Genomic DNA, 12172 nt, shown 5'->3' with positions numbered 1-12172 from the left:
GGTGAACGCGCGTCTGAAACGGAAAGCAAGACTCGCTCGAAGGTATCACAAAATGCGCCGCTCACAGCAGCGCAAACAGATTGCATCGTATTACAGCGCCAGATGCTGGCCCGCCCACCCGTCGGCAAGCTCCACGACCTCGCCGCATTCAGCCGGATCGTAGCCAGCGAGACGCGCAACGCCTTCTTTGAACGCGTCGCCGCGCAGCCGGTTCAGCACGGAAACCAGCGGCTCCCGTTCGAGCTGCGCGCGATCGCAGGCGAAATAATAATCTTCGTCGGCGATCGGCACGAAATCGAGTCCGAAATGGTGCGCCGCTGGCTCAACGCCAAAACCGACGTCAGCCATCCCGCTCGCGACGAATGCCGCAATCGCCGAGTGCGTCAGTTCGGCGGAGGCATAGCCATTCACGCGTTCGGGATCGACACCGATTCGCGTGAGCAGCAAGTCGATCAACAGCCGCGTGCCCGAGCCCGGCTGCCGGTTCACAAAGCGGATATCGGGGCGCGCGAGGTCCGCAAGCCCCGATATCCGCTTCGGGTTGCCGCGTCCGACGAACAGGCCCTGCTTGCGGCGCGTCAGGTGAATGAACACATGGCGCTGCGGATCCAGCGAGCTTCGGTATGCATCGGCGCATGCCGACCGGAATTCGCCGAGCGGCAGATGAAAGCCCGCCAGATCGCATTCGCCGCGTGTGAGCGCCGTGATGGCGTCGACACTGTCGCGGTACTTGATCTCCACCGGCACCTGATCCGCGACGAGCGCCGTGACCATCGACGCCACCGCATAGCCATGCGACGCATGAATGCGCAGATTCTGCGCGTTCGGCGCGAGCCAGCGGTTGAGATCGCTCGCCACCTCGCTCGCAAGCGCCTGGAGATTGCCCTGCAAGCGCTCGCCGCAAAGTCGTTGCGAGCGCAACACGGCTTCGCCGAGTTCCGAGAGCACGGAGCCGCGTCCGCGCGATTTGGCGATCAGCGCACCCCCTAGCCGAGCCTCGACTTCGCGCAGCAACCCCCATGCATGCCGATAGGACAAACCCCTACGCAGCGCGGCCTGCGCAATGCTGCCCTCCTCGGCGACCAGCGTAAGCAGGGGCACAACGTCCGTCAGGCTTGCCTCGCGGCCATCCGCGTCCCGCACGAGCAACTGCGCCTGGCACTCGACTTTGATCATTATGAAATCTCTCTTCCTATTGCGAATCGCATCACACCGGCCTATCGTTCACCAAAATTGCGAAGCAACCGCAGGATAGATGCACAGTTTATGAATAACAAGTGCATATATGCCCCAGGAGGATCCCCGCTTTGGACAACTCGACAGTGAACGCACCGGATGATCTCGTGCGCCGGCACGCGCAACCAGGACGCACGCTGCTCGCGATCCTGCACGCGATTCAAGACGAAACCGGCTTCGTGCCGCCCGCAACCGTTGTGCCGCTTGCGAAGGCGCTAAATCTCTCGCGCGCGGAAGTGCACGGCGTGCTCAGCTACTACCACCACTTCCGCACCACGCCGCCGGCGGCCGTGACCGTCCAGCTCTGTCGCGCCGAGTCGTGCCGCAGCATGGGCAGCGAGGCGCTCGCGCAGCACATCGAATCGCACACGGGCTGCTGTTTCTCACAACAGCATGGCCACGATCACGAGCACGAGCACGCTGAGAAAGCATCCGGGCCGCTCGCGCTGGAATCGGTCTATTGCCTCGGCCAGTGCGCTCTCTCGCCTGCCATGACGATCAACGGCACGCTGCACGCGAAAGTGACGCCGCAGAAGTTCGACGCACTGCTCTCCACCGCCATGGCCGCCGTGGCGAGCACCGACAGCACCGAGGAGGCCGCATGACGCGCATCTACGTTCCCCGCGACTCGTCGGCGCTCTCGCTCGGCGCCGACGCCATCGCGCGCGCCATCACCAGCGAAGCCGCCGCGCGCAGCATCGACATCGAAGTCGTACGCAACGGCTCGCGCGGGCTGCTCTATCTCGAACCGCTCGTCGAAGTGGAAACAGCCGAAGGCCGCGTCGGTTATGCCAACGTCGAACCCGAAGACATCGCCAGTCTCTTCGACGCAGGTTTCGTGGAAGGCGCGCCGCACGCGCGCAGCGCCGGGCTCGTCGAACAGATCCCGTATCTGCGCAAGCAGCAGCGCCTCACCTTCGCGCGCATCGGCATCACCGACCCGCTTTCCACCGCCGATTACCTCGCGCACGGCGGCCTCGACGGATTGCGCAACGCACTCGCGATGACCGGTGCCGCAGCCTGCGAGGCGCTGATCCACTCCGGCCTGCGCGGCCGCGGCGGCGCGGCGTTCCCCGCCGGCATCAAGTGGCGCACCGTCGCGAACGCGCAAGCCGACCAGAAGTACATCGTCTGCAACGCCGACGAAGGCGACTCGGGCACGTTCTCTGACCGCCTCATCATGGAAAGCGATCCGTACGTGCTGATCGAGGGCATGACGATCGCGGGCATCGCGGTCGGCGCAACCGTCGGCTATATCTATGTGCGCAGCGAGTACCCGCATTCGATTGCGGCGCTCGAAGCAGCGATCCGCCGCGCGCGCGCGGCGGGCTGGCTCGGCGACGATGTGCTCGGCAGCGGCAGGCAGTTCGATCTCTTCGTCGCGAAGGGCGCGGGCGCGTACGTGTGCGGCGAGGAAACGGCGCTGCTCGAATCGCTCGAAGGCAAGCGCGGCATCGTGCGCGCGAAGCCGCCGTTGCCCGCGCTCGCCGGTCTCTACGGCAAGCCGACCGTCATCAACAATGTCATCACCCTCGCCACGGTGCCGATCATCTTCGCGAAGGGCGCCGCGTACTACAAGGACTTCGGCATGGGCCGCTCGCGCGGCACGCTGCCGTTCCAGCTCGCGGGCAACATCGCGCGCGGCGGGCTCGTCGAGCTCGCGTTCGGCGTGACGCTGCGCGAACTCATGTACGACTACGGCGGCGGCACCGCGAGCGGTCGCCCCGCGCGCGCCGTCCAGGTGGGCGGCCCGCTCGGCACCTATCTGCCCGAAAGCCAGTGGGACATTCCGCTCGACTACGAAGCGTATGCCGCAGTCGGTGCCGTGGTGGGCCACGGCGGGCTCGTCGTTCACGACGACACCTCCAGTCTCGCCGAACTCGCGCAATACGCGATGGAGTTCTGCGCGATCGAATCGTGCGGCAAGTGCACGCCGTGCCGCATCGGCTCGACGCGCGGCGTCGAAGTGATCGCGAAGATCCGCAACGGCGACACGTCCGAAAAGCAGGTCACGCTGCTGCGCGATCTGTGCGACACGATGGTCTGCGGCTCGCTCTGCGCGATGGGCGGCATGACGCCTTACCCGGTGCTCTCGGCACTGAACCACTTTCCCGAAGATTTCGGTCTCGAACCTGTCCAGCCGTCCGCCAGCGCGGCGACTGCCTGAACGAGGAGCCACCCCATGTCCGACGCGCTCACCTCCAACGCCGGCTGCGGCTCCGGCAATTGCAGTTGCAAATCCCAGGCGGCCCAGGCGATGAAACGACGCCCGCCGTTCGACGACACCGATTACGGCACGCCCGAACGCCATTCCGACGTCGACGTGACGCTCGAAATCGACGGCCAGTGCGTGACGGTGCCCGCGGGCACGTCCGTCATGCGCGCCGCCATCGAGGCAGGCGTGAACGTGCCGAAGCTCTGCGCCACCGATACGCTCGAACCCTTCGGCTCGTGCCGTCTGTGTCTCGTCGAGATCGAGGGACGGCGCGGCTATCCGGCTTCGTGCACGACGCCCGTCGAAGCGGGCATGAAAGTGCACACGCAAAGCGATCGCCTCCAGGTGCTGCGCCGCAATGTGATGGAGCTGTATATCTCCGATCACCCGCTCGACTGTCTCACCTGCCCCGCCAACGGCGACTGCGAACTGCAGGACATGGCCGGCGTGACGGGCCTGCGCGAAGTGCGCTACGGCTTTAACGGCGTCAACCACCTCAAGGACAAGAAGGACGAGTCGAATCCGTACTTCACCTACGATCCGTCGAAGTGCATCGTCTGCAACCGCTGCGTGCGCGCATGCGAGGAAACGCAGGGCACGTTCGCGCTGACCATCTCGGGCCGCGGGTTCGATTCGCGCGTCGCGGCGGGCATGAGCGAGCCGTTCATGGATTCGGAATGCGTGTCGTGCGGCGCGTGCGTGGCCGCCTGCCCGACCGCGACGCTGCAGGAAAAGACCGTCGTGATGCTCGGTCAGCCCGAGCACTCGGTCATCACGACCTGCGCCTATTGCGGCGTAGGCTGCGCGTTCAAGGCCGAGATGAAGGGCAACCAGGTCGTGCGCATGGTGCCGCACAGGAACGGCCAGGCGAACGAGGGGCATGCGTGCGTGAAGGGCCGCTTCGCGTGGGGCTACGCGACGCACAAGGACCGCATCAAGAAGCCGATGATTCGCGCGAAGATCACCGATCCGTGGCGCGAAGTGAGCTGGGACGAAGCGATCCAGTACGCCGCGAGCGAGTTCCGCCGCATTCAGGACAAGTACGGCCGCGACTCGATCGGCGGCATTACGTCGTCGCGCTGCACGAACGAGGAAACCTATCTCGTGCAGAAGCTCGTGCGCGCCGCGTTCGGCAACAACAACGTCGATACCTGCGCGCGCGTGTGCCACTCGCCGACCGGCTATGGCCTGAAGACGACGATCGGCGAATCGGCCGGCACGCAGACGTTCGCATCCATCGACCACTCCGATGTCATCGTGGTGATCGGCGCGAACCCCACCGACGGCCATCCGGTATTCGGCTCGCGCCTGAAGCGCCGCGTGCGCGAGGGCGCGAAACTGATCGTGGTGGATCCGCGCCGCATCGACATCGTCGATACCCCGCACGTCAAGGCCACGCATCATCTGCAACTGCGCCCTGGCACGAACGTCGCCATCGTCAACGCACTCGCGCACGTGATCGTCACCGAGGGGCTCGTCAACGAAGCGTTTGTCGCCGAGCGTTGCGAAACGCCTGCGTTCGAGCAATGGCGCGATTTCGTCGCGCTGCCTGAAAACGCGCCCGAGGCGACCGAAGCGCTGACCGGCGTGCCCGCGAAAAGCGTGCGCGAAGCCGCGCGTCTTTACGCAAAAGGCGGCAACGCCGCGATCTATTACGGCCTCGGCGTCACGGAGCACGCGCAAGGCTCGACGATGGTGATGGGCATCGCGAACCTCGCGATGGTGACCGGCAACATCGGTCGCGAAGGCGTGGGCGTGAATCCGCTGCGCGGCCAGAACAACGTGCAGGGCTCGTGCGACATGGGTTCGTTCCCGCACGAACTGCCGGGCTATCGCCACGTGGGCGACGTCGCCACGCGCAGCCAGTTCGAGGACGCATGGAACGTCGCGCTGCAGGCCGAGCCGGGGCTGCGCATCCCGAACATGTTCGAAGCGGCGCTCGACGGCACCTTCATGGGCCTGTACTGCCAGGGCGAGGACATCGTCCAGTCGGATCCGAATACGCAGCATGTCTCGGCCGCGCTGTCGTCGATGGAATGCATCGTCGTGCAGGACATCTTCCTGAACGAGACGGCCAAGTACGCGCACGTCCTGCTGCCCGGTTCGTCGTTCCTCGAAAAGGACGGCACGTTCACCAACGCGGAGCGCCGCATCTCGCGCGTGCGCAAGGTGATGCCGCCGCTCGGCGGTTACGCCGACTGGGAAGTCACGATCCTGCTCTCGCGCGCGCTCGGCTACGAGATGAACTACACGCATCCGTCGCAGATCATGGACGAGATCGCGCGCCTCACACCGACGTTCCACGGCGTCTCGTACGCGCGGCTCGAGGAACTCGGCAGCATCCAGTGGCCGTGCAACGAAGCCGCGCCCGACGGCACGCCGATCATGCATGTCGACGAATTCGTGCGCGGCAAGGGCAAGTTCGTGATCACGAAGTTCATCGCGACGCCGGAGAAGGTCACGCGGCGCTATCCGCTGCTGCTCACCACGGGTCGCATCCTTTCGCAGTACAACGTGGGCGCGCAGACACGGCGCACCGATAACTCGCGCTGGCACGAAGAGGACCGGCTCGAAATCCATCCGGTCGACGCCGAAGATCGCGGCATTCGCGACGGCGACTGGGTCGGCATCGAATCGCGCGCGGGGCACACCGTGCAGCGTGCGAAGGTCAGTACGCGCATGCAGCCGGGCGTGGTCTACACGACGTTCCACTTCCCCGAATCGGGCGCGAACGTCATCACGACCGAGTCGTCCGACTGGGCCACCAACTGCCCCGAGTACAAGGTGACCGCGGTGCAGGTGAGCCACGTGCATCAGCCGTCGGAGTGGCAGCGTGCGTATGCGCGCTTCAACGCCGAGCAGCTCGAACTGCACCGCTCGCGCGAAAGCAATACTGTTATGACCTCTGGAAAATGATGCGATGAAAGCAGACCTTCTTGTTGATATGGCCAACCAGATCGGCACGTTCTTCGACTCGCTGCCCGATCGCGAGGAGGCGCTCAAAGGCATTGCGGAGCACATCCGCCGCTTCTGGGAACCGCGCATGCGCCGGGTGCTGCTCGCCGAACTCGACGGCGGCGCCGAGGCAGCCAGGCTCACGGAGATCGTGTTCGTCGCGTTGACGAAGTATCGCGAGTCGCTGACGCCCGCCGCAGTGGGTTAATGAGTGGACTAAAGCGCGGGCTGAAGACACGCGGGGCTGAACCGCCGAAGGCATGACGACGAGCGGCGCGCACGGGCAGTTTGCCGTGCGCGCCGCTTGCTATTGGCGTTGCGCCAAGGCACTCACTCCCGGTCGACGCTTGCGGGCTGGATGCCGTTCTTCGCCGCGAACCAGGTCTCGCACAGGCGCAGCACGCCATTGGTATCGGACGACGGGCGCCCGCGCGCGCACAGATATCCGTCCGGGCGCACGAGATAGAACGCCGGGCGCGTGCGCCCGTACGACTCGGCGAGCGACGGCGCACCCTCGCCTTCGGGCGTCGTGTCGCCGTTCGGCGCGTCGCAGAGCCACCATACGCGCAGCGCCTGCGGCAAGATCCGCTCGATGGCCTCCACGAAGTTCTTCAGCGCCTCGGTCGCGCGCGCAGCGCTGCCGTTCTGCGCGGCACCGTTCGTCCCCGCGTCGTCCACAAGCAGGAACAGCGAGAAGCTCGCCGGGTCGTGCAGGTCGAAAATGCGCCCTTTGCCGGGCGCCTTCCCGAGCGGTCCGTCGATCACGCGCGCGAGCGCATCGGGCGCGCGTTCGCCCGCGCGCGGGCCGCCGTCCACCATGTGCTCGAGCGTGAGCGGGCTGCGCCGGTACTGGATCGACAGTTCGCTCACGGCCTGGCGCGCAGCGTCGCGCAGCGGGCCGAGCGCGACGAGCGCCGGCATCACGCGCTCGCGCAGCAGCTTCATCGGACCATGGTCCGCTTCCGCGAGTTGCGTCATGAAGCTCGTCTGCTGCAACACGATGCGCTCGATCGGATAGCGTTCGGCGTGATAGGTGTCGAGCAGGCGCTCGGGCGCGCCGCCCGCGAGCACGCGCGCAAGCTTCCAGCCGAGATTGAACGCTTCCTGAATGCCCGTATTCATGCCCTGCGCGCCAGCCGGGCTGTGCACGTGCGCCGCATCGCCCGCGAAGAACACGCGCTCCATGCGCAGCTCGCGCACCATGCGGCTGTTCACGCTGAAATACGACGCCCAGTTCATGTCCGCGAGCGAGACGGGATGATGCACGCGCCGCTCGACGATCGCGCGGCATTCTTCGAGCGTCGGCACCGGAATCGCGCCTTCGGGTGCGGTGGGCACCGCGGCCTTGCAATCGGCGATCAGACGCCAGCGGCCTTTGCCGAACGGGAACAGCGCGGCCAGGCCGTCACCGGATGCGAACACATGGAATTCGTCGTCGGGCCAGGGCGTCTCTGCGGCGACGTCGGCAAGCAGGAACGACTGCGCAAGCGTCTCGCCGTCGAACTTCATCGCGAGCTTGTGCCGTATCGTGCTGTGCGCGCCGTCCGCTGCAATCAGATAGGCACTGCGTATCGACTCGCTGCGCCCGTTCGCACGCCGCACTTCGGCATTCACGCCCGCCGAACCCTGCGTGAACGTCAGCAATTCGCTGCCACGCTCGACCTCGACGCCGAGTGTCGCGAGATGATCGGTGAGAATGCGCTCGGTGACGGCCTGGTCCAGAAACAGCAAGTACGGATAACGCGTGAGGAGCGGATCGAAATCGAGCCGCGCGCGCCGCAAGCCGTTCGAATAGAGGTTCGCGACGTGGGCGCGATGACCGAGTTCGAGAAACGGCTCGACGATGCGGTGCTGTTCGAAGAGTTCGAGTGTGCGCGCCTGAATGCCGATGGCGCGAGAGTGACGTCCGGGCTCGGGCGCGCGATCGATCAGGCGGACCGGAATGCGTGCGCGGGCGAGACTCATCGCAGCGGCGAGACCCGTAGGCCCCGCGCCGACGATGAGCACGGGCGGCAAGGAAGAAGCCACGGTCATGCAGACCTCCATGCGGTCGACATGAACCGTAGTGTACGCCCGCCATCCGCGCGCCCATGCTTGCGGCGCATCAATGGGCGGGATAGTCCGGGTCAGTGCGGATCAATGCGGATGCGGCGGGTGGTCGAGCGCGCAGCGGTGTCCGGACGTGCCCATATCGACCTGCAGCGTCACGTGCTTCATGCGGTAGTGCTTGCCGAGCGCATGGACGATGCCGTCGAGCACGTCGTCGCCCGGATGGCCCGCGGGCATCACGAGGTGCGCGCTCAGCGCGTTGCCCGTGGTCGAGAGTGCCCAGACGTGCAGATCGTGGACGTCCGTCACGCCGTCCTGCGCCGCGAGGAAGGCATGGATGCGCGCCATGTCGACGCCCTGAGGCACCGCCGCGAGCGCGAGCCGGACCGACTCGCGCAAAAGGCCCCACGTGCCGTAGAGGATCACGAGCACGACCAGGATGCTCATGACCGGGTCGATCCAGGTCATGCCGGTGGCGAGGATCACGAGCCCGCTGACGGCAACGGCCGCCGACACGCCCGCATCGGCGGCCATGTGCAGGAACGCGCCGCGGATGTTCAGATCCTCCTTCTGGCCGCGCATGAAGAGCCAGGCGGAGAAGCCGTTGACGACCATGCCGATGGTCGCGACGACGAACACGTCGAAGCCCGCCACGGGTGCGGGCGAGATGAGGCGGTCGACGGCCTCCATGATGATCGCGCCGCACGCGACCAGCAGGAGCGCGGCGTTCGCGAGCGAAGCGAGTATCGACGAGCTGCCGAAGCCGAACGTGTAGCGTGCCGATGGACGGCGCGTGGCGAGCCACGCGGCGCCCCAGGCGAGCAGCAGGCCGAGGACATCGGAGAGATTGTGGCCGGCGTCGGCGAGAAGCGCGGTCGAATGGGCGATGACGCCGTAAATCGCCTGCACGACGACGATCACGACGTTCAGCACGACGGCCAGCGCGAAGGCGCGGCCGTGGCCTACCGCGGGCGTGTGGTGGTGGTGATGGCCGTGGCCGTGCGCGTGGTCGTGCCCGTGGCCGCCGTCGTGATCGCCGTCGTGATCCTCATCGTGATCGTGGTGCTGGTCGTGACCGTGGTCATGCAGGTGGCCCGCGTCATGTGCGTGCTCCCCCTCATGCGCGTGCTCACCCTCATCCGCGTGCCCATGCTGATGGGCGAGATGTGCGCCCTCACCCGCCTTGTCGTGGTCGAACCACACGGGCGCGTGTTCGTCCTCGCGCTCCTCGGCCACGCCCTGCTGCTTGCGCTCCCCGTTCATCACGCGTGCTCCTGCCAGTCCGCGACCGGCTCCGCAACGTGTTCGAGCATGCCCGCGAGCATCGCGCTGATGTGCGCATCGGCGGCGGCGTAAAACACCTGCTTGCCCTCGCGTTCGGCCCGGACAATGCGGGCCGCGCGCAGCAGTCGCAAGTGATGGCTCACGAGCGACGGCGAAAGCCCGAGGGCTTCCGCAATCGCGCCTACCGCGAGCCGGTCGTGCGCGCACGCGAGCACGATGCGCAAACGCGTGGGGTCGCCAAGCAGACGAAAGAGGTCCGCAAGCGGCGCCACGCGTTCATCGTCGTAAAACGGGGTCATGCATTCCGCCTAAACGTGTGAATATGTGTTCACACGTTATATCAACGCGATTTTACCGTCAAGCGTCGGGGCGCTCTCCCGAGTATGGGAAAATGCGCCCTTTGGAGCTTTTCGGGTTTTGCCTTTTCGGCCATGGAACAGGATTTTGTCCGCGCGTACGCCGCGCATCGCGACGGCCGACTGGACGACGCCGAGCGCGGCTATCGCGCGACGCTCGCCGCCGATCCCGTGCACGTCGATGCGCTGCACCTGCTCGGCGTGCTGCGGCACCAGCGGGGACAGCACGCGGAAGCCGCGGATCTCGTCCGGCGTGCGGTCGATCTGCGCCCGGACGACGCCGCACTCCAGCTGAACCTCGGCAATGCACTGAAGGCGCTCGGCGAAATCGAGGGCGCGATCGAACGTTTTCGCAATGCCCTCACGCTCGCGCCCACCTTCCCGCTCGCGCACTACAACCTCGGCAATGCCTACGCCTCGCTCGGCCGTCACGAGGACGCGATGTTCTCGTTCGGCCACGCGGTGCGCCTTCAGCCGGGCGATGCGTCCGCGCACAACAACCTCGGCAACGCATTTCACGCGCTCGGCCGCTACGACGAAGCGATCGACTCGTTCCGTCGCGCGCTGAAGATCCGTCCCGGGCACGCTGGCGCGCACAACAACCTCGGGATGTCGCTGAACGCGCTCGGCGACACGGCCGACGCGCTCGTGCAGTTCCGCGCGGCCCTCGCGGCACAGCCGCGTTTCGTCGCCGCACATTTCAACCTCGCGAATACGCTCGACGCCACCGGCCAGCACCATGAGGCGGTCGCCTCGTTCGAGGCCGCGCTCGCGCTGCAGCCGCGTTTCGCGCCCGCGCTGTTTGGCCTCGGCAATGCGCTGGCCGCGCTGGGCCGGCACGACGAAGCGGTCGTGCCGCTCGAACGCACAGTCGGCATCGATCCGAAATTCGCGCTCGCGTGGCTCGCGCTCGGCACGGCGCACCACGCGCTCGGCAACCATGAAGCCGCCGTGCGCGCCTTCGACGAAGCCCTGCGGGTGCGCCCCGAACTCGCGGCGGCGCATCTGAACCGCGCGATTGCGTGGCTCACGACCGGCGACTTCCGGCGCGGCTTGCCCGAATACGAATGGCGTCTCGATCCGTCCGCGTGCGAACCGGCACAATTCGATGCGCCCCCGGCACACGTTGCGCCGCCCATGGCGTTGCCGCGCTGGCGCGGCGAACCGCTCGACGGCCGCACGCTCTTCGTCGAAGCCGAACAGGGCTTCGGCGATACGCTGCAGTTCGTGCGCTTCGTGCCGCTCGTCGCCGCGCGCGGTGGGCGCGTCGTGCTGGAAGTGCAGCCGCAACTGGTCCCGCTCATCGCGCCAGCCGCCAAAGCCGCGCAGATCACGCTGATCGCCCAGGGCGCGCAGCGACCGGCCGCCGACCTGCACTGCCCGCTGCTCTCGCTGCCGCTCGCGCTCGGCACGACCTTCGACGACTTGCCTGCGCGCACGCCCTACCTGTCGGCGCCTGCGCCGTACCTGCGCAAATGGCGCGGATCGCTTGGCGGCCAGGAGAAGCGCAAGATCGGCATTGCGTGGGCGGGGCGGATCCAGAAGCATGAAAATCGTTCATTGCCGCTCCACGCGCTCGAACCGCTTTTCGCGCTCGAAGGCATCGACTGGATCGTGCTTCAGCCGCAACTGAGCGACGCGGAACGCACCGCGCTCGACGCGCATCCGTACGCGCGCTCGATTCACCGGCTCGATGGCAAGATCGCCGATTTCGCCGATACGGCCGCCGTGATCGAACGCCTCGATGCGGTGGTGTCGGTCGATACGTCGATTGCGCACCTCGCGGGCGCACTCGGCGCGAAGCTCTGGCTCATGCTGCCGTTCGCGGCCGACTGGCGCTGGTTCACCGGCACCGACGAAAGCCCGTGGTATCCGCGTGCGCGGCTCGTGCGCCAGCCACGGCCGGGCGCGTGGGCGGAAGTAGTCGTTGCCGTCGCGAACGATTTACGCTATTTGTGAGCGCAACGAACCCCTAAGCGCATATTCCACGCACGAAAAAAAGCCTCGCGGGGTACGTACCCTGCGAGGCTTTTCGTATTGCAGCGGCAGCAGCGCGCGCGATTGCGCGCGAAGCGCA

Annotated in this window: 9 protein-coding genes; 5 read left to right on the top strand and 4 right to left on the bottom strand. The window is 66.6% G+C overall.

Annotated elements, in window-relative coordinates; translation table 11 throughout:
• Nucleotides 1–90: 90 nt before the first annotated feature.
• A complete protein-coding gene (locus tag ACFPTO_RS06590) occupies nt 91–1176 on the bottom strand; it encodes a substrate-binding domain-containing protein (protein ID WP_377710278.1) in 1086 nt (361 codons plus the stop codon).
• Nucleotides 1177–1307: 131 nt separating this feature from the next.
• On the opposite strand from ACFPTO_RS06590, the gene ACFPTO_RS06585 reads away from it, so the two are divergent.
• The 4 genes from ACFPTO_RS06585 to ACFPTO_RS06570 are packed head-to-tail and all read left to right on the top strand — an operon-like array spanning nt 1308 to nt 6614.
• A complete protein-coding gene (locus ACFPTO_RS06585) occupies nt 1308–1841 on the top strand; it encodes an NAD(P)H-dependent oxidoreductase subunit E (RefSeq protein ID WP_377710276.1) in 534 nt (177 codons plus the stop codon).
• A complete protein-coding gene (locus ACFPTO_RS06580) occupies nt 1838–3403 on the top strand; it encodes a formate dehydrogenase beta subunit (protein ID WP_377710275.1) in 1566 nt (521 codons plus the stop codon). Before ACFPTO_RS06585 ends, ACFPTO_RS06580 begins: the two co-directional genes overlap by 4 nt.
• Nucleotides 3404–3418: 15 nt before the next feature.
• A complete protein-coding gene (gene fdhF, locus ACFPTO_RS06575) occupies nt 3419–6367 on the top strand; it encodes a formate dehydrogenase subunit alpha (protein WP_377710273.1) in 2949 nt (982 codons plus the stop codon).
• A gap of 4 nt (nt 6368–6371) precedes the next feature.
• Nucleotides 6372–6614: a formate dehydrogenase subunit delta gene (locus ACFPTO_RS06570; protein WP_377710272.1), complete on the top strand. Its 243-nt coding sequence runs from the start codon at nt 6372–6374 to the stop codon at nt 6612–6614.
• Between the two features lie 122 nt (nt 6615–6736).
• Here ACFPTO_RS06570 and ACFPTO_RS06565 read toward each other — a convergent pair whose 3' ends face one another.
• The 3 genes from ACFPTO_RS06565 to ACFPTO_RS06555 all read right to left on the bottom strand — a co-directional run bounded on the left by ACFPTO_RS06565 (nt 6737) and on the right by ACFPTO_RS06555 (nt 10038).
• A complete protein-coding gene (locus ACFPTO_RS06565) occupies nt 6737–8440 on the bottom strand; it encodes an FAD-dependent monooxygenase (RefSeq protein ID WP_377710270.1) in 1704 nt (567 codons plus the stop codon).
• 102 nt (nt 8441–8542) lie between these two features.
• The gene (locus ACFPTO_RS06560; RefSeq protein WP_377710268.1) at nt 8543–9718 is read right to left on the bottom strand and encodes a cation diffusion facilitator family transporter; all 1176 of its coding nucleotides are present in this window, start codon (nt 9716–9718) and stop codon (nt 8543–8545) included.
• Complete coding sequence (locus tag ACFPTO_RS06555) at nt 9718–10038, bottom strand: ArsR/SmtB family transcription factor (RefSeq protein ID WP_296652502.1); 321 nt, start codon at nt 10036–10038, stop codon at nt 9718–9720. The genes ACFPTO_RS06560 and ACFPTO_RS06555 overlap by 1 nt, the downstream gene beginning before the upstream one ends.
• A gap of 132 nt (nt 10039–10170) precedes the next feature.
• On the opposite strand from ACFPTO_RS06555, the gene ACFPTO_RS06550 reads away from it, so the two are divergent.
• Nucleotides 10171–12054, top strand: a complete 1884-nt coding sequence (locus ACFPTO_RS06550) for a tetratricopeptide repeat protein (RefSeq protein WP_377710266.1) — start codon at nt 10171–10173, stop codon at nt 12052–12054.
• Nucleotides 12055–12172: the final 118 nt, after the last annotated feature.

The sequence above is a fragment of the Paraburkholderia denitrificans genome (assembly GCF_042655705.1).
Lineage (GTDB): Bacteria > Pseudomonadota > Gammaproteobacteria > Burkholderiales > Burkholderiaceae > Paraburkholderia > Paraburkholderia denitrificans.
Note: the sequence above shows the minus strand (reverse complement) of the source record. Positions and strands in the feature narration are given on the sequence as shown.